General features: G+C 58.8%; 15 protein-coding genes and 1 tRNA gene. 11 read left to right on the forward strand and 5 right to left on the reverse strand.

What is annotated here, in order from left to right; all coding sequences use genetic code 11:
• Window positions 1-16 precede the first annotated feature (16 nt).
• Window positions 17-610: a DUF3177 family protein gene (locus KR51_RS03735; RefSeq protein ID WP_022604976.1), complete on the forward strand. Its 594-nt coding sequence runs from the start codon at window positions 17-19 to the stop codon at window positions 608-610.
• Window positions 611-768: 158 nt separating this feature from the next.
• On the opposite strand, the gene KR51_RS03740 is transcribed toward KR51_RS03735, so the two are convergent.
• Together KR51_RS03740 and tatA are read right to left on the reverse strand one after the other, a co-directional pair.
• Entirely contained in the window at window positions 769-1047 is a 279-nt protein-coding gene (locus tag KR51_RS03740) for a hypothetical protein (protein ID WP_040655042.1), read from the reverse strand.
• Between the two features lie 675 nt (window positions 1048-1722).
• Window positions 1723-1896 (reverse strand): twin-arginine translocase TatA/TatE family subunit, encoded by a 174-nt coding sequence (tatA, locus tag KR51_RS03745; protein ID WP_022604977.1) that lies wholly within the window; start codon window positions 1894-1896, stop codon window positions 1723-1725.
• A 124-nt stretch (window positions 1897-2020) separates the two neighbouring features.
• Here tatA and KR51_RS03750 point away from each other — a divergent pair, with 124 nt between their 5' ends.
• Window positions 2021-2761, forward strand: coding sequence for a phycocyanobilin:ferredoxin oxidoreductase (locus KR51_RS03750; RefSeq protein ID WP_022604980.1), 741 nt, complete (start codon window positions 2021-2023; stop codon window positions 2759-2761).
• Window positions 2758-3534, forward strand: a complete 777-nt coding sequence (locus KR51_RS03755; protein WP_022604982.1) for a 4'-phosphopantetheinyl transferase family protein — start codon at window positions 2758-2760, stop codon at window positions 3532-3534. Before KR51_RS03750 ends, KR51_RS03755 begins: the two co-directional genes overlap by 4 nt.
• A gap of 843 nt (window positions 3535-4377) precedes the next feature.
• Here KR51_RS03755 and KR51_RS03760 read toward each other — a convergent pair.
• Complete coding sequence (locus KR51_RS03760; RefSeq protein WP_022604984.1) at window positions 4378-4818, reverse strand: SufE family protein; 441 nt, start codon at window positions 4816-4818, stop codon at window positions 4378-4380.
• Window positions 4819-4940: 122 nt separating this feature from the next.
• On the reverse strand, window positions 4941-5654 hold the full coding sequence (trmD, locus tag KR51_RS03765) for a tRNA (guanosine(37)-N1)-methyltransferase TrmD (RefSeq protein ID WP_022604986.1): 714 nt from the start codon (window positions 5652-5654) through the stop codon (window positions 4941-4943).
• 433 nt (window positions 5655-6087) lie between these two features.
• Here trmD and KR51_RS03770 point away from each other — a divergent pair, with 433 nt between their 5' ends.
• The 3 genes from KR51_RS03770 to KR51_RS03780 all read left to right on the forward strand — a co-directional run bounded on the left by KR51_RS03770 (window position 6088) and on the right by KR51_RS03780 (window position 10038).
• A complete protein-coding gene (locus KR51_RS03770; protein ID WP_022604987.1) occupies window positions 6088-6930 on the forward strand; it encodes a cyanophycinase in 843 nt (280 codons plus the stop codon).
• Between the two features lie 216 nt (window positions 6931-7146).
• Window positions 7147-9777, forward strand: a complete 2631-nt coding sequence (gene cphA, locus KR51_RS03775) for a cyanophycin synthetase (RefSeq protein ID WP_022604989.1) — start codon at window positions 7147-7149, stop codon at window positions 9775-9777.
• A 189-nt stretch (window positions 9778-9966) separates the two neighbouring features.
• A tRNA-Thr gene (locus KR51_RS03780) sits at window positions 9967-10038 on the forward strand.
• Between the two features lie 373 nt (window positions 10039-10411).
• On the opposite strand, the gene KR51_RS03785 is transcribed toward KR51_RS03780, so the two are convergent.
• On the reverse strand, window positions 10412-10771 hold the full coding sequence (locus KR51_RS03785; protein ID WP_022604991.1) for a hypothetical protein: 360 nt from the start codon (window positions 10769-10771) through the stop codon (window positions 10412-10414).
• Window positions 10772-11273: 502 nt separating this feature from the next.
• Here KR51_RS03785 and KR51_RS03790 point away from each other — a divergent pair.
• The 5 genes from KR51_RS03790 to KR51_RS03810 all read left to right on the forward strand — a co-directional run bounded on the left by KR51_RS03790 (window position 11274) and on the right by KR51_RS03810 (window position 17476).
• Window positions 11274-12593 carry an FGGY-family carbohydrate kinase gene (locus KR51_RS03790; RefSeq protein ID WP_022604993.1) on the forward strand — a complete coding sequence of 440 codons (1320 nt, stop codon included), beginning with the start codon at window positions 11274-11276 and terminating at the stop codon, window positions 12591-12593.
• A gap of 39 nt (window positions 12594-12632) precedes the next feature.
• The gene (locus KR51_RS03795; RefSeq protein ID WP_022604995.1) at window positions 12633-12833 is read left to right on the forward strand and encodes a hypothetical protein; all 201 of its coding nucleotides are present in this window, start codon (window positions 12633-12635) and stop codon (window positions 12831-12833) included.
• 89 nt (window positions 12834-12922) lie between these two features.
• On the forward strand, window positions 12923-13216 hold the full coding sequence (locus KR51_RS03800; RefSeq protein WP_022604997.1) for a hypothetical protein: 294 nt from the start codon (window positions 12923-12925) through the stop codon (window positions 13214-13216).
• Window positions 13217-13483: 267 nt separating this feature from the next.
• On the forward strand, window positions 13484-14770 hold the full coding sequence (locus KR51_RS03805; protein ID WP_022604998.1) for a TldD/PmbA family protein: 1287 nt from the start codon (window positions 13484-13486) through the stop codon (window positions 14768-14770).
• Window positions 14771-14854: 84 nt separating this feature from the next.
• The gene (locus KR51_RS03810) at window positions 14855-17476 is read left to right on the forward strand and encodes a chloride channel protein (protein ID WP_022605000.1); all 2622 of its coding nucleotides are present in this window, start codon (window positions 14855-14857) and stop codon (window positions 17474-17476) included.
• Window positions 17477-17483: the final 7 nt, after the last annotated feature.

The raw sequence follows: 17483 nt of genomic DNA on the forward strand, positions 1-17483 counted from the left end.
ATTTGAGGCTCGTGTTATGGGGGATTTGTGGTTCCGTCCGCTCGTATGGGCGGATTACCGGCTGGCGGTGTTGTTTACCGTCATCTTGCCTCTGGTACTGCTGCTTTGGTCGCTAATTCGAAACGCGATCGCCATGCAGAGCCTAATGCTGGTTTATTGGCGTGTGGCTAGTCTGCTGGCAATTTCGGTGTACCTATTGATCCCGGGCTGGCGGATTGGATTTTTGACTGGGTTGCTGGCACGCATCTTCATTCCGATTTCCCTGTGGTTCTGGGTCGATCTGAACGAGGAAATCGACGACCAGCCACCGCGCCCGCTGAAGCTGGCACTGACGGCATGGCGCTGGGCGGTAACGCTTTACTGTCTGCTTGGCGCGGCCATCACCCTACCCTTCGCAAACTGCATTTTCGGTTCTGAGCTCGCGTCACCCTACTGCCAGGTGTGGCGCGAGGCCCCGCTGCTTTACAAACAAATGTTGCACCCGAACCAGACGCCGGGTTTTCTGGGCTTCATCGGCGGCATCGGGCTCTTTTTCTACGGGTTATCACTGTTGTACTTTTTGGTTTTTCGCCTAACCAAAAGCGGTCGCACAGCCCTCGAAGATCGTTAACCCACCTTGCTATTGCATCCGAATCGGCATCTGGGTCCGCTCATTCTAAAGCCAAGGAATCCCAGTCCTGCAATCCCCACAGCTTTGAAGGCGATCGCGCGTGCCAAGGCTTAGCCAATACGCGCTCCAGACCAGCACATCGTGCCCTACGTCGGTTATTAGCAAGTGCCATTGCTGCGATAAGGGCGGGATTGCATCATCGTTCGCGATTGGGGGGAGGGCGTGTCGATCGGACCGGACAAGTTCTGCAAGTACATCATCTCGCTCAGGAACGTTAGGGGTTCTCGCGCCAGGGTCATCAGCACCACGGCAATCCGCGATCGCCCCCGCTTTAAACCATTAGGCTCGGCTTCCAGACGGCGACGGACGTTGTCGAATGGCAACCCTTTCAGTGCAGGAGACCAACTCAGCTCGCTTGGCGAGAAATTCGGCAGCATCCGAAAGGGGTAAAGGTTCCTGGCAGTAACGATCGAAAAATTCAAAAAAATCGCATGTGAAGCCCGTATGCTTTATACCTATTGAAGATCCGAATCGCAACTCAGGCGGAGCGCGGGCACATCTGCCCCGGGGACGGGGCGGTGATTGCAAGCTCCGATCGCGCCCGCTCTCCACCTTCGTCGTGGGATTTTAGTGCAGTTAGCTAGCGGCTCCGAGTTCTCGGTCAAACACAAGCTGCGCGACCCTCAAGCAGGGGCGGCCACGCGATCGCCGCTTGGTTGATAGTGCTGGAAGAGAGCGTTCGCCTCGAGATCGCCGAGTCGGAGGGCCGCAGCACATCCTTGGCGCGCTCCTTCTGTTGTTCGAATCGAGCTGGTGGAAACCATCCCGGGTGGCTGGAACATATCGATTTACTGCGTGGCGATCGCCTGGGTCCGCAAGTAAGCCAAGACGGAGCTCATCAGTAGAATGTAATTTAATTTCTAACAGCAAGTAGGCGCAACCCCTTCCTCGTATAGCGTGTTGCCTCAGGCACGCCTCTTGTCAGGATGACCCCCCGATGCTTCGAGGCAAGGCCGATCGAGCTCAGGTGCCGCCGATTCCACGAACGGCACCAGCCAATCCATAGCAACCGCGCCCGACTACCCGACCGACGCTGCTACTACATCTCCTCGTCAGACCTCCTCGTCATCAGCGCGATCGGCCGCAGACGGTTCGTTGATTTCCTCTTTAAAACCACGCAGCGTTTTGCCCAGGGCGCTGCCCATTTCCGGAATCTTCTTCGGACCGAAAATCAGCAGGGCAACGACGCCAACAATTGCGACTTCTGCCCAACCCAACCCAAACATGTGCGTTCTCCTGTCCCTGCGGTAATCTAGCCAACCGTAACAGTCCGTTGCCCGTGCCAACGGCAGTACATCCAGCCAGTATATCCTCAAGAAAAACCCCGAAGAAAAACCCGCTCTCATCAACATGGTGGAAACCCCGTCCTTGTCGCTCCGCAGCCAGCAGCATCCGCTGATTCGCAGCCTTGCCGACGCGATTGAGGCAATCTGGCGCGAACATCTGGAGCTAGCACCCTACGAGCTGCCTGGCGACCTCGGTTACGTGGAAGGTCGGCTGGACGGCGATCGCCTGACTATTGAAAACCGCTGCTTCCAGACATCGCAGTTTCGCAAATTACACCTGGAGTTGGCTCAGGTCGGACAAATGCTGGATATTTTGCACTGCGTGATGTTTCCGCGCCCGGAGTACCCATTGCCAATGTTCGGCTGCGACTTGGTGGGCGCTCGCGGTCAAATCGGTGCAGCGGTCGCGGACCTGTCCCCGGTGAGCGACGATCGCGCCTTGCCGACGGCCTACCGCGACGCTTTGCAACATTTGCCCCCTGAAATCTTCTCCCAACCGCGCGAACTGCCCCCGTGGGGTGACATCTTCTCGGAGTTTTGTGTCTTCGTTCGCCCTGCCGGTCCCCAAGAGGAAGCAAGATTTCTGCAGCGCGTGCGCTCGCTGCTGGAGATTCACTGCACTCAAGCTTCGAGATCGGAACCGGGAACGCCCGACCAACGCCGCACCAACTTTGCCGGCCAACAGCGCTATTGCCTACAGCAGCAGCAAAATGACAAAACGCGTCGCGTCCTTGAAAAAGCCTTCGGCGTCGAGTGGGCAGAAACCTACATAACGACCGTGCTATTCGACCTGCCGGTTGCATGAGTTCCCGCTTGACGGCAACGGCAAACTGGCAATCGCCCACCCCCACCACAACGCGAGCGATCGCGCCCGACAACATTCACCTGTGGCGCGTTGGCCTGACGCGATCGCCTGCCGAACTAGCTGCTTGTAACGCCCTCCTGTCACCGAACGAACGAAAACGACGCGATCGCCTGCGCGGAGAACCCTTGCAGCGCCGATTCGCGATCGCTCGCGGTATCTTGCGTTACCTGCTCGGGCGCTACCTTAAATGCCATCCGGCGGCTATACAGTTCGGGTACGGCGATCGAGGCAAACCCTATCTCGCCGAGCCCGCTGACGCACTACAGTTCAACCTCTCGCACTCCCACGAGCTAGCGCTTTATGCGATCGCCCCACCTACCTGTCGAGCGATCGGTATAGACGTGGAGCAGCTGCGGTCGCGCCCGAACGCCGATCGGCTCGCCCGCCGCTTCTTCTCCCCAAGGGAAGCCGACGCGATCGCCGCACTTGCCGGAACGCGACTCGATCGGGACTTCCTGCGGCTGTGGACGGCGAAGGAAGCCTATCTCAAAGCTACGGGAGCTGGGTTGCGTGGGGCGATCGAACAAGTAGAAGTCGATCTCAGCTCGCCGATCGGGCAAGCCCAGCTTCTGGGCGCGGACAACTGGACCTTACAGGAGTTGGCGCTCGGCAACAGCTACATCGGTGCGGTGGCGATACGCGATCGCGACTGGAAGTTCGCTTACTGGGATTTGGATCTTCGCGATCGAGCGGAAATCCTGCTAGTCGACTAGATTACGTCATCAGTTCGCGCCAGATGCCACCTGAAGGAGTTTCAGCACTAGTGGTTTTGGTAGCTAAGAGCACCCGAAACCCGACTCCGGCAGACAATTTGGCTCTGTACGATGACAGGTTCTACATGTGATACCAACTCTAGGAAGTTCCGCGACAGATGGCAGATTGGGATCCTTGACTCCTAGGAATTGTTTGCCTCATCTGTCGTAGGAATTGTGAAAATTGGTATGACTTGCCAAAGAATTATAAAGACTTGAGGGTTTAAAAACAGATAAAGCGCAATCAGATGGATGGCAATAGGGCAAAAGCAGGGAACGTCTAGACAACTTTCAGAAAGGAAGTCACGATGCGCTCGCGTTTCAGGCTTAAAGTTTTCAAACCAGCCCCTCACAACAAGTCCGGGGAATGACTCAGAATAACCAAACCCCTCCAAGCTAATAAGGTGGGGCTTTTGGTATCCGGTTAGGATAATATACCCACGGATTTTTTCATATGCTATGTTTCCGAACTTCTAGAGTCCTAAGTTCTAAGCTAGAGAATCAAAAAAATTAGGGTTGCATTACCCTGTTTGATAGGTGTTCAGGCTCTTTCGAGAGTTCAAAACCATTGTGGATCTAACCCCACTGGCTGATTGCTTCAGTATCCTTAAGCTTCGTCGTTGGCACAAGGTGGTAGAGGCGGAGATGAACCGCTCGCTCAATAAAATTTTTGAGACGCTAGCGAGCCTCAGACGTTAGGGCTGTCGGAGGCTTTCTCGTAGGGGCGATCGCGTCGGTCGGCATCTTCTGGAAGCGCTTTGGACGTGTCACCCGTCTCATCCGGCCGCGTCCGATGGTAGGCCCCTACGCTCGGGCGATTGCCTGCAGCGCTAGTGCTTTGTTTTGCATCATCCGGAAAATGTTGTAGAACCCATTGGCTCGCGACGGCGTCAGGCTCACCTGCAACCCAGTTTCCTCGATGAAGTCCGGCGTGACCTGAACAATTTCCTGCGGCGTCAGCCCGTTGAGACCCGACACGAGTAACGCCAGCAACCCTTTCACGAGTTGCGCGTCTGATGTGCCGCTATACATGACCTTGCCATCCTCTAGCACTGCGGTCACGTATACCTGTGACACGCAACCGGACACTTTATTTTCCGGAACCCGATCTTCTGCGGGCAAATCGTCCAAACGCTGAGCATATGCCAGCAACTGCCGGTAGCGCTGCTTGGGATCGCTGTGGCGTTGGAAACGTCGGACGATGCGATCTAGGCTGGCAGGTCTGGACGCGGCGGCCGAGGTCATCGCTACTCCTGAAAAATACTTGGCTATTGGTTCCCGCGAACGGGATGCGCCATCAGTGCGGCAGGACCGCTTAACGCATCGCTCAAAAAGATCTTAGCGGGCGATCGCTTACCCTTTCAGTGCTAAGTGGGTGACTGCAACTCCTCATTCGTACGCCGAAAATAATCTGCCCACAAATCCGGGCGGCGCAATTGAGTACGGGCGACCTGCTCCTCCTTGCGCCAGCGAGCGATCGCGCCGTGGTGTCCGGAACGCAGCACATCGGGCACTTCCCACCCGCGAAACACAGCGGGTTTCGTGTACTGCGGGTAGTCGAGCAGTCCCTCCTCGAAGCTCTCGCTTTTGAGCGACTGCACCTTGCCGACCGTTCCTGGGAGCAAGCGCACGATACCGTTGATCAGCGCGAGTGCAGGAATCTCTCCACACGTGAGCACGAAGTCTCCCAAAGAAATCTCGCGCGTCACTAAATGTTCGCGAACGCGCTCGTCTACTCCTTCGTAGTGGCCGCATACTAAAACAAGCTGCGCGCGCGCGGTTAGCTCTTTCAGTAGCGGTTGCGTCAGCGGTTCCCCTTGCGGTGTCAGTAAGATAACCTCGCGTTGGGGGATAGTCGGCAGCGACTCAACCGCTGCGAATAGCGGCTCGGGTTTGAGCAACATGCCGACACCGCCTCCATAAGGTTCGTCATCGACGCGCTGGTGCTTGTCAGTTGCAAAGTCGCGCGGATTTAAGAGTTCTACGCGGGCAATTTGCTTATACAAAGCCTTGCCGAGCAAGCCGGATTGCAGTGGCGATACAAAAAAATCTGGAAATAAGGTAACAACGTCAATACGCAAAGAATCTTGCACCTTGGCAACGAGCGAAATTAGCGGCCACTGCCTCACAAACTAATCAGCGACGGACTGTGGCTCGGAGTTGCGAGTGACACCGCTGTCGATCGCAGGGCTATCGTCGATCGACCGCAGATAGCTAGCGGCAAGACGATCGGGGAACGGGGAACACGCGGAAAAGCACATGTATAATTATAAGAATTTTGTGAAGCTTCTAGCCGCCCGATCTCCGCATTTACTGCTTCGGCGATCCCCTTTGCCTCAAAGCCGCAAAGGTTACCCTGTTACCCGTGGCGAGGGGAGCACTTCCCCGTTCTTGAAAGTATGTACCGTCTGCAGGCATAGCAAGCAGGGGTAGATACAGATCGACAGCTGTAGCCGAGGTTGAGGCCGCTAGGACGGACTGTCCAAGAATCGTTTGTTGTCAAGAGCGATCTAAATGCTGCACATCGAGACCCAACCGACCCAAACGCCAGTATCGCCTCCCACTACGTCCGCCATTCTCGTCATCGGCGGCGCAGAAGACAAGGTTCACGGTCGCGAGATCTTGCGGACGTTTTGGCGGCGGGCAGGTGGGAACGCTGCAAGGATCGCAATCGTCCCCTCGGCATCGCGCGAACCGACGATTATTGGGGAGCGTTACCGCAGTATTTTTACAAACATGGGCGTCCGGCAACTCGAAGTTCTCGACATTCGCGATCGCGACCAGTGCGAGGACGACCGCTACATGAAGTTTGTGGAAACCTGCACGGGTACCTTCCTGACGGGGGGAGACCAATTACGCCTGTGCGCGCTACTAGCCGATACTCCTTTGATGGAGCGCCTGCGCCTGCGCGTGCAGCGCGGCGAAGTAACGCTAGCCGGGACGAGTGCGGGGGCTGCAGTAATGGGACACCACATGATAGCTGGCGGCAGCAGTGGCGAGAGTCCGAATCGCGCGCTGGTGGACATGGCAACGGGATTGGGCATCATTCCCGAGGCAATCGTCGACCAGCACTTCCACAACCGCAATCGCTTCGCCCGCCTGCTCAGCGCGCTCTCCATGCATCCAGATCGAATCGGTATCGGCATCGATGAAGACACTTGTGCCGTGGTGGAGCACGATAGCAGTATTGAAGTCGTCGGGCGCGGAACGGTCACCATCGTCGACCCTGCTAAACTTTCGGGGAACAACTGCGATCGCGTCGGAACCAGCGACCCGCTGAGCTTGCACGACCTGCGGTTGCACGTCCTCTGCCACGGCAATCGCTACCATTTGCGCACCCGCCAGCCCCTATCGTGAGCGACCCGCACGGATATCGCGGACCAGAAATGTTCGCCGCGAACAGTCGCGCCCGATCCCCGAGGGCGACACTCAGGAATTGCTGCGCGACTTAGTTCACCGGCAATTCGTCCGCTTCCAACCCTACGGAATTTTCGCAGTCGCCCCTCGCGTCTTTCCATCCTCACTATCATCTGCCTTGCCGTTCGAGTCCGGCCGTTCCTCCGAAACGCTGCCATGAAGATCCTTCGCACCCAGACCCTGCGCGGACCGAACTATTGGAGCATCCGCCACCATAAGTTGATTTTGATGCGCCTCGATCTCGAAGACCTGGCTGAAACGCCCTCCAACCAGATCCCGGGGCTTTACGACGGATTGCTCGACGTATTACCGAGCCTGGACGAACACTTTTGCTCGCCGGGTTGTCGGGGGGGGTTCCTGATGCGCCTGCGCGAGGGCACGCTCATGGGTCACGTTGTCGAACACGTGGCATTAGAACTGCAGGTGCTGGTAGGCAAGAACGTCGGGTTCGGACGCACGCGCGAATCCGAAAAACCAGGCGTTTACAACGTCGTGTTTCAGTACCGCGACGAACAAGTCGGTCGCTATGCCGGTCGCGCCGCCGTGCGCTTGTGTCAAAGCATTATCGACGCCGGGCGATACCCGCAGGACGAGCTTGACAAGGACCTCGAAGACCTGCGAGACCTTGCCAACAGCTCAGCGCTCGGACCCAGCACCGAAGCCCTTGTCGGCGAAGCCGAGGCGCGCGAAATTCCCTGGATGCAGCTGTCGGCTCGTGCAATGATCCAGCTCGGCTATGGGGCGTGCCAGCGCCGTTTGCAAGCCACACTGAGCGATCGCTCCAGCCTTTTAGCGGTCGAGTTGGCTTGCGACAAAGAAGGAACCAAGCGAATTCTTCAAGATGCGGGCATTCCCGTTCCGCGGGGCGTGACAATTCAGTACCTCGATGACTTAGAAGCGGCGGTCGAGGACGTGGGGGGCTATCCGATCGCGATCAAGCCCCTCGACGGCAACCACGGACGCGGCATCACCCTTGATATCACCTCTGCAGAGGACGCCGTGGCAGCCTACGACACGGCAAGTGCAGCATCGAAATCCCGCACGGTCATTGTGGAACGTTTCTATCGCGGGCGCGACCACCGCGTTTTAGTCGTGGACGGCAAAGTCGTTGCCGTATCCGAACGCATTCCCGCTCGCGTGTTGGGCAACGGGCGCTTGACTATTGAGGAATTAGTCGAGCGCGCCAACCGCGACCCCCGTCGGGGTGAAGGGCACGACAACGTATTGACACGAATCAAAATCGATCGCGCGGCAATTGCGTTGCTAGAGCGTCAAGGGCTCGCGCTCAATACCGTGCTGCACGATGGCAAAGTTGCCTATTTGCGGGCAACGGCTAACCTCAGTACCGGAGGCATTGCGGTCGATCGCACCGATGACATTCACCCGGACAATGTCTGGCTGGCCGAGCGCGCCGCCAGAACCATCGGGTTGGATATCGCAGGCATCGATTTAGTCACAACGGACATCACGCGTCCCCTGCGCGATGCAGATGGCGTGGTCGTAGAAGTCAATGCCGCTCCCGGCTTCCGCATGCACGTGTCGCCCAGCGAAGGGACGTCGCGCAACGTCGCCGCCCCAGTCATGGACATGTTGTTCCCGCCCGGAACTACCAGCCGCATCCCGATCTTGGCCATTACGGGTACCAACGGCAAAACTACGACCACCCGCCTGAGCGCACACATCATGGCACAAACGGGTCGGACGGTCGGCTACACCACCACCGACGGTATCTACATTGACGGTCGCTTAGTTGAGAAAGGTGACACGACCGGACCGCAAAGTGCGGGTGTTATTTTACGCGACCCCACCGTGGACGTTGCCGTGCTGGAAACTGCGCGCGGCGGCATTTTGCGCTCGGGACTGGCCTTTGAAGTCTGCGAAGTCGGTGTGGTGCTAAACGTGGCAGCGGACCACTTGGGGCTCGACGGTATCAACACCATCGATCAGATGGCGCGAGTAAAAAGCGTGGTTGCTGAGGTAGTCGCACCTGAAGGCACGGCAGTACTCAATGCCGACGACCCGCGTGTCCTATCCATGGCCGAGCGCGTCCCCGGCAAGGTCGCGTACTTCTCCATGGATGCAAAAAATGAGACGGTCAAAACCCACATAGCAGGCGGCGGCTTGGTAGCGGTCTATGAAGGGGGCTACCTAACCCTCCACGACGGTCAGGAGTCCCATCAGTTGGAATTTGCCGAAGACCTGCCGGTGACCCTCAAGGGCAAGGCGCCGTTTATGATCGCCAACGCGCTGGCAGCGGTGGCGGCCACCTACTCGTTGGGGGCTGATTTAGAGTCGATTCGCAAGGGACTGCGTACATTCAATCCGTCCGCGGCCCAAACGCCGGGGCGCATGAACTTGTTTGACATGGGCGACTTTCACGTATTGATCGACTATGCTCACAACCCAGCTAGCTACGAAGCCCTCGGTGGTTTCATCCGCAACTGGGATGGCAATCGCGTCGGTGTTGTTGGCGGTCCGGGCGATCGCCGTGACGAAGACCTCGCATTACTTGGAGAGCTGTCGGCTGGCTTTTTCGATTACATCATCGTCAAAGAAGACGACGACACGCGCGGTCGCGCGCGCGGCAATGCCGCCGACTGTATTGTTGCGGGCATTCAAAAAACCAATTCCAAATGCCGCTTCGAGACCGTTCTTGACGAGACGCGAGCAATTGAAATCAGCCTTAAGGAAGCAAAACCGAAAGAGTTGATCGTTATCCTCCCTGAGAGTGTCAGCCGCGCTGTCAGCCTTGTTGAGGCATTTCAAACCCTCCACGCGCGTGCTTAGCAGCGAGCAACACCCAGTTCGGTCCCGATCGAACTGTCGGACGGACACCAGCGACTGCAGCAATCAGATAGGCAACGTTTTGTGCGCTAGTCCAGGTGCAGTTAGCTTGCGGCCGACAAGCGATCTCGCAAGGCGTTGCTTTCGCAGCTTGGCATTTAGTGAAGCCTGCACTATCATTGATATCCGCACGCCAGTGTAGCTCAGTGGTAGAGCACTCGATTCGTAATCGAGCGGTCAGGGGTTCAAATCCCCTCACTGGCTTACCCATTCAGATATCTCGGGCAGATAGATGTCGGGTTTGCTCTCCAGCACCCGAACGCATCTGCACTCTAACCCGGAAATAGCGCGATCGGAAACCGCTGTTTCTCAGCATTAGCGATCCGGAGAAGTGGGATGAATCCCGGTTGCGGAAGCCCGGGAGTGACGAGTACCTCAGCCGGGATTACTCCGCCAGTCTACGTTCTGGGCTCTAGCTTGGATTATTCATGAACTCTTATGCGGAGACCCTGAACCTTTTTCCGTGAAGGGCTTGCAGACTTTTTCGCTCAATGACAGTGCGTTTTTATACACGTAAATGGAGCGTAGTCAGAGCAAGAGTTTGAGGCTTCTTCAAAATCTTCGTGAATAATCCAGGCTAGGGTGTGAGGCAGAAGTCGATGCTGCCCTGACCGCCAGGTAGCTCGTGGTAGCAAAGCCACTCGCCTTGCTCGAAGTGGGTTTTAGGGTAGCGAACGCCACCGCCATAAGACTGACCCTGAACGTTGATGTGGCGTACTTCCACCCAAGAGCCCGATTGTGTCTGATTTTCTACAATTGCCGTGCGCTCGCCGTCTGGCCAAGTCAACATGAACTGTGACGGTCCCTGGGTTTGCAGGTCGCAAACTTGATAGCTTCCATCATTATCGATGTAGCACTGGATAGGAGCTGCGATCGCTGGCTTCGGGACTGCAACTCCCAAGCCGAGTGTCGCGATCCCCAAAAGCAACTTTTTCATATCCGAACCTCTACATGTCTCGCTAGGCGTGTTGATGTCTAGCTAGGATAGGCTGGCTTTGCCCACAAGACAAGTTCGTTACGAATGCAGACAAAATTCAGTTGCGTTAGCTGCTCGCATTTGCAAGTACATGGGGTCGGACTATCTTAGACGTACTCGAACCATTTGCTTTCAAGTTCTGCCAAGTGCTCGAACCACAAATTCACCGGGCAATCATCTACCTGCAAGCTTCATAGAACGTGCAAGATACAATTGCGAGCTTTTCAAATGCTCTCATCAAACGTTGCTGCCGGGCAGATATGGGTTCATCCCAACTCTAGAAAGTGACGCGACAGATGGCAGATGGCGAACCTATACTCCTCGGGATTGTTTGACTCTTCTGTCATAGGCATTGTGCATATTGGTAGAACTTAAACTCCTATCTCTAAGGGCAGCCAAATTCGGATAAGGTTGCGTAAGGCATCGGTAAAATTTGCTTGCTTTTTCGGACTGGAAGGCACTCGTGACCCAGACTGCTTCCCCCCTAGCACTTGGGATTGATTTCGGAACCTCGGGTGCGCGCGCGATCGCGGTGGTAGCAACCGGTGAAGCAGCTGGCAGCATCCGCGCCATGGCTGGTGCCAAGTACGATCTCACTCAAACCTCAGCCCGAGACTGGCAGCTTGTGCTGGAAGCGCTCCTAGCCGATCTGCCAGTCTCGGTAAGATGCAATCTCGGCGCGATCGCCTGCAACGGGACGTCGGCGACGGTGGTGCCTTGTGCGGCAGATGGGGCGCCGCTGGCCGACCCGCTGCTTTACAACGACAGTCGGGCTGCAACAGTGCTGCCGGAACTGCGCGCGATCGCGCCGCCCGAGCACGCAGTCCTAAGCGCCTCGTCAAGCTTGGCGAAGTTGCTGTGGTGGCAGCAACAGCCAGAGTTCACGCGGACCCGCTGGTTTTTACATCAAGCTGATTGGGTGGAGTTTTGCCTCCACGGGCAGCTCGGTATCAGCGACTATCACAACGCGCTCAAACTCGGTTACGACCCCGCTCGGTTGCGCTATCCCGACTGGTTGCAGGGCTTGGCAATCGCGACGCTACTCCCCCGCGTACTCGCACCTGGCACGCCAATTGCGCCGATCGACGAGGCGATCGCGCTGCGGTTCGATCTACCGGCTGCCTGCACCGTCCGGGCGGGCACAACCGACAGCATCGCTGCGTTCCTAGCTGCTGGGGCACTCGCGCCGGGTACGGCGGTCACCTCGCTCGGATCGACGTTGGTGCTGAAGCTACTGAGCGAGCGGCGGGTGGAGGCAGCGCAATACGGCATCTACAGCCATCGGCTCGGGCATCTGTGGCTAGCCGGCGGTGCGTCGAATACGGGCGGGGCAGTGCTGCAGCAGTTCTTCAGCGCTAACGACCTGCGCGATCTCAGCGCGTGCCTCGACCCCGAGCACCCCAGCGAGTTGGACTACTACCCACTGCCGCGCGCGGGCGAACGCTTTCCCATAGCCGACCCCGAGTTGCTGCCGCGTCTTCAGCCGCGTCCGGACGATCCAGTTGCGTTTCTGCACGGTTTGCTGGAAAGTATGTCTCGCATCGAAACCTTGGGATACTGCCGCTTGCAGGAACTGGGCGCGACGCCATTGCAGCGAGTTTACACGGCCGGCGGCGGCGCGTTGAATGTTGCTTGGGAGCGCATCCGCGCCCGCCACCTAAAGGTTCCCGTCGCAGCAGCACAGCACTCAGAAGCAGCCTACGGGACGGCACTCTTGGCAGCCGGGCAGTTTGACGCGATCGTGGCGCGGTTGCCGCGCTTGGCGGAACCCACACTAGAATAAGGACCGTCGTCGATCGCCTGCCCGCGGCACGCACTTGTCATGTCAGATCCTCCTGAAACGTCGGAGAACATCCCTACGCCCGAACCTTCGGTGTCGCCAGCACTTGCAGAGCCGAAGTTCGGCTTCCACATCTATGCCGAGCGCCTCAACGGTCGCGCGGCGATGATCGGGATTGCAGTCATACTGGCAATCGAGTATTTCACGGGCAAAGGGTTGCTAACTTGGCTGGGATTGCGGTAAGTCTCAGGAGCGGCGCGATAAGCTGGAACCAACAGGGGAATATCCGCCCGCATGCAATTCCAGATATCTAGGGATTCACGAGACTTGCCATGGATCGACTTGCGTCGCGCTTGTGGCGTTTGGCATATCGCAAAGACCCGCTGACGGGCTTCATCTTGATTGTCGGAGCCGTAGATGCCGTCATCGGGGGAGTTGGGGAGCGATGGGGACTGTTTGCCCTGGGAGCGATGTTGGCGTTCGGCGCGCTCGGAATCCGCTGGATGCAGTTACAGCGCACTCGCCAGATCGCTGACTTGCCGCTCCCCCGCCGTTTTTTACCGGCCGCGCGATCGCCGCACCCGCTACCGACCCTGCAGCGCAAGCGCCACCGCACCCACTACTAGCTCTATCACGGCAAAACGGGCTAGCTCGCGCCGGTCTGGCAATAATTTTCCACTCGCATCGAGGTGGCAGCTGCGCGTACCGCTGCCAAGTAGGCATGATGAGAACGGCGTCGACGCTCAACCCATCCGAGCACAAGCCGTAACAGCTGTTGTCCGGAGAAGTTCGAGGGACTCGCCACCCAGCGCACCGAGTGCGGCAAGACTCTCTCTCGCCGAAGACGCTGTCCCCAAATAGCAACCCTGTCCCTTCACTTGTCGATAATCTGTATGGCCGACGACGCACCCGCTCGCTTGCTGGATCGCGCGCTTCGAGCGGGTGCGACCCACGCCGAGGTCTATCACGTACAGTCGCGATCGCGGCCCGTTGCCTTCGAAGCCAATCGCCTCAAGCAACTGGAATCGTCTGAATCTACGGGCACGGTCCTGCGGGTATGGCGCGACGATCGACCGGGTACGGCCGTTGCCTGCGGTCCGAGCGAACAGGACTGGCTGGTGGAGCGCGCGCTGGCTCTGGCTCGACTCAACGAGCCCGAGCCAGCCGATCTAGCTGTTGGCACCCCCTTAGAGTTTCCAAGTGTTGGCACGCCGACACCGCTCGAAGCGCAAATCGAGCAAGGGCGGGAGGCGATCGCGATCGTCCGCGATGCCTATCCCGAGGTTATCTGCAGCAGCGAGTGGGACTGTGAATGGCATACCACGCGACTGCTCAACTCCACCGGACTCGATTGCCAGTATGCCGAAACGCTCCTCAGCGGCTCATTAGGGGTGGAGTGGATTCGCGGCGATGACTTCTTGGCGGTCGATTACGGGCAGCAATCCCGCGATTGCTTGGATGCCGAGGCAATTGCCCGCGCAATCCTTCAACGTCTGGATTGGGCCGCCACCAACGTGGCGCCGCCGACGGGTCGTGTGCCGGTCGCGTTCGGTGCCGGGGCCGCACCATTGCTGTGGGACACGGTTGAAGCCGCTCTTGATGGCAAACGCGTGCGGGAGCGCTCCTCACCTTGGAGCGACGCATCCGGCACCAAGGTGGTGGCGGCAGGCATCACCGTTACCCAGGAGCCCGCGTGCGGACCTGCCAGCTGTCCGGTCGATGACGAAGGGACCCTCACGCAAGTCCTGACACCGATCGATAACGGGCGGTTGCAGCAGTTTTACTGCGATCGCGCAACTGGTCGTGCCCTGGGATGTGCCAGCACGGGTAACGGATTTCGACCGGGGTTAGGTCGGTCGCCCACCCCGCAGCTCGTCAACTTCATTGTCGCGCCGGGGCGCGGTAGGCTCGTCGATCTAGCCCGGCAGCTTGGTGACGGACTATTCATTGACCGCGTGCTGGGTGGTGGTGCCGATATTTCCGGCGACTTCTCGGTCAATATCGACCTCGGCTACCGGATTGCCGGCGGCGAGATCGTGGGGCGCGTGAAGGACACGATGGTAGCCGGTAACGTTTACTCAGCATTGGAAAACCTCATCGCGATCGGCGAGGATGGCGAGTGGAGCGGCAGTTGCTACACGCCCTCGCTGGCCGTCGCCGGGCTCTCTGTCGTCGGATAACTTCGTGCAGCTGGGGAGTAAACTTGGCGGGAGCAATAAATTCACCCGCGGTCGGATGAGCGATCGCCCCGTTCGTCCTGCTTTATGAGCCGCTTTCTCTCTCGCGCTCGGTCGCGGGCGCTGTTGCAGTCCCTGCGCTTGCGCCCCGGCGAGCGCCGCTATGCCCTGTTGGAAGCCTGCGCGATCGGGATCGTGTCGGCCGTGGCTGCACTGGCCCTCAAAGAGGGGGTCGACTTACTTAGCACCTATCGCATCCAGGCTGCCGTTCGCTTTGGCTGGATCGCACTACCGCTGGCCGGAGCGATGCTCGGCTTCCTGGCAGGCGTCATCGTCGAGAACCTCGCACCGCAAGCCACGGGTGGCGGCATCCCGCAAGTTAAAGCCATCCTCGCGCAGTTTCCGCTGCCCATGGGACTGGGCGAGGCAGTCGTCAAGGCGATCGGCACGATTCTCATCCTCGGCTCGGGAATGACCCTCGGGCGGCGCGGACCGACTGTCTACATCGGGGCTGCCCTCGCCGCGCAATTGAGTGCTTGGGTCCCTACCTCACCCGTTCACCGCCGCCAGATGATCGCCTCGGGGGCAGCAGCTGGTTTAGCAGCGGGATTTAATACGCCGATCGCGGGAGTCTTCTTCGTCGTGGAAGAACTCATGCGCGACGTGTCCGGACTGACCCTAGAGACGGCAATTTTGGCATCGTTTACCGGTGGCGTGGTATCGCAGTTGCTGGGTGCGACGGACGGCCAGCTGCCCGAGCGCCTGATGGAAGTCGGTCTGCGAGCGAGTTTCGAGACGCGTGAGCTTCCGTTTTACTTGCTGCTCGGCGTACTGGCGGGAGTAGCGGGCACGCTGTTCAGTCGCGGCATACTGCAGGCGCTGGAGTTCAACCGCCGCCTGCGGAGATCGCTGCCATGGCGCATCGCCTTAGCTGGGTTGGTGTCGGGCGGCTTCATCGCGCTGTTGCCGAATCTGTTCCACAATCAAGCTGACTTGCGTGAATTTATCATTTTCGGCCAGGGCGACTGGCAGATCACGGCAATCGCCTTTTTTGCCTACTTTCTTCTGACCATATTGGCTTACGGTTCGGGCGCGCCGGGCGGGCTGTTTGCTCCCGCGTTGGTTCTAGGTGCGGCGCTGGGATACCTAGTTGGGACCGCAGAGGTAGCACTGACCGGACAAGGCGCGTCATTTACCTACGTGCTGGCGGGCATGAGTGCCTTTTTTACAGCCGTGGTGCGCGTGCCGGTGACGGCAATTGTCATCGTCCTCGAGCTGACAGCAGATTTCAACGCCGTTTTACCACTAATGATTTCGGCTGGTATCGCCTACGTAGTCGGAGAAAGCGTCCGCGGCGCCTCGCTGTATCAATATTTGCTCGCTGCCCAAGGGATCGACCTCGATGACGACGCTAGCGCCAACACCTTGCTCGACAATCTCGACGCGTCCGACATCATGCACTCCCCTGTAGAAACGCTCTCTAGCGCCCTTGTGCTGGAGGACGTGCGCCACATCTTCGCGCGATCGCGTTATCGCGGGTTCCCGGTCGTGACCGACAACAAGCTGGTGGGCGTGGTAACCCAAGCCGACATCACGCGGCTGGCCTCGCGTCCGGGCACGATGGCGCTCGAGCAGTTGATGACCGCCCGCCCGATTTCCGTTCAGCCGTCGGCGTCCCTCAGTGAAGTGATGACCTTGTTCAACCGCTATCAACTCTCGCACCTGCCTGTGGCACGCGAGCGCGAGCTGTTGGGCATCATCACCCGCAGCGACATCATCCGCGCTGAAGTCGGCCGTCGCAGCTCTCAGTTGCCGCCGACAGAGACCGGATTCAGGGGTTCGGAGCCGTCCTATCTGGTCTACCAAACGCGATCGCCAGCGTTGGGGGACGGCCGCCTATTGCTACCCCTGGCCAATCCCAACACTGCCCCGTTCTTAATGCGCATGGCGGCCGCGATCGCCCGGATGCGCCGTGCCGAACTGGAATGCCTGCGGGTCGTTCCCGTCCCGCGCCATCAAAACCTCGCTCGCACCCGGGTTACCACCGAACAAGCTCGCACTCTGATGCATATGGCTGAGGCAATCGGGCTAGAGTGGGATGTACCGGTTCACTCAGAGATACGCCTTGCCCATGACGTGGCGCATACGGTCCTCAATTCAATCCGCGATCGCCACATTTCGCTGGTCTTGGGAGGATGGCAGGGGACTGAACCGAGCAGTAGTCCGCTGGCCGCGATCGTGCGACACGCATCGTGTGATGTGGTGCTCGTGAAGCCAGGGGATACTGCGACCGCGACCGTCGCGCGACCGTCGCGCTGGCTGATTCCGATTGCAGGCGGGCCGAATACCCAACGCGCCCTCGAACTCCTGCCCGAGCTGAGCGGCTGGACGCCGGAGCCGGAGTTCTGGCTGTGTCAGGTCTTTCCGCCCGATGCCAGCGATCTCGATTCGTCGCCGCTCGATGCAGCTGCCCGGGAACTCCAACAGTTCGCTCCCAACCGCGTCACCGCCATCCCCATTCGCGCCCACTCCGTCACCGAGGCAATCGTTAAGTTGGCAACGACAGAAGCCTGCGATGTAACTCTCCTGGGAGATAGCCGCGAGAGCTTCCTCCAGCGCGCTCTCCACGGCAACTTGCCCGCCGCGATCGCCCGCGAAATTGACAGCACTGTCATCCTCGTGCGTGCGGCCAGCGATCGATCGGCGTAGCAATGCT

Source organism: Rubidibacter lacunae KORDI 51-2 (assembly GCF_000473895.1).
Lineage (GTDB): Bacteria > Cyanobacteriota > Cyanobacteriia > Cyanobacteriales > Rubidibacteraceae > Rubidibacter > Rubidibacter lacunae.

Bases quoted from the DNA above. Each gene is read 5' to 3' on its own strand.
- KR51_RS03805 (WP_022604998.1), top strand. From the start codon at position 13,484: ATGGCCGACGACGCACCCGCTCGCTTGCTGGATCGCGCGCTTCGAGCG.
- KR51_RS03755 (WP_022604982.1), top strand. From the start codon at position 2,758: ATGAGTTCCCGCTTGACGGCAACGGCAAACTGGCAATCGCCCACCCCC.
- KR51_RS03785 (WP_022604991.1), bottom strand. From the start codon at position 10,771: ATGAAAAAGTTGCTTTTGGGGATCGCGACACTCGGCTTGGGAGTTGCA.
- tatA (WP_022604977.1), bottom strand. From the start codon at position 1,896: ATGTTTGGGTTGGGTTGGGCAGAAGTCGCAATTGTTGGCGTCGTTGCC.
- KR51_RS03800 (WP_022604997.1), top strand. From the start codon at position 12,923: ATGGATCGACTTGCGTCGCGCTTGTGGCGTTTGGCATATCGCAAAGAC.
- KR51_RS03770 (WP_022604987.1), top strand. From the start codon at position 6,088: ATGCTGCACATCGAGACCCAACCGACCCAAACGCCAGTATCGCCTCCC.
- cphA (WP_022604989.1), top strand. From the start codon at position 7,147: ATGAAGATCCTTCGCACCCAGACCCTGCGCGGACCGAACTATTGGAGC.
- KR51_RS03750 (WP_022604980.1), top strand. From the start codon at position 2,021: ATGGTGGAAACCCCGTCCTTGTCGCTCCGCAGCCAGCAGCATCCGCTG.
- KR51_RS03810 (WP_022605000.1), top strand. From the start codon at position 14,855: ATGAGCCGCTTTCTCTCTCGCGCTCGGTCGCGGGCGCTGTTGCAGTCC.
- KR51_RS03760 (WP_022604984.1), bottom strand. From the start codon at position 4,818: ATGACCTCGGCCGCCGCGTCCAGACCTGCCAGCCTAGATCGCATCGTC.
- KR51_RS03735 (WP_022604976.1), top strand. From the start codon at position 17: ATGGGGGATTTGTGGTTCCGTCCGCTCGTATGGGCGGATTACCGGCTG.
- KR51_RS03740 (WP_040655042.1), bottom strand. From the start codon at position 1,047: ATGCTGCCGAATTTCTCGCCAAGCGAGCTGAGTTGGTCTCCTGCACTG.
- KR51_RS03795 (WP_022604995.1), top strand. From the start codon at position 12,633: ATGTCAGATCCTCCTGAAACGTCGGAGAACATCCCTACGCCCGAACCT.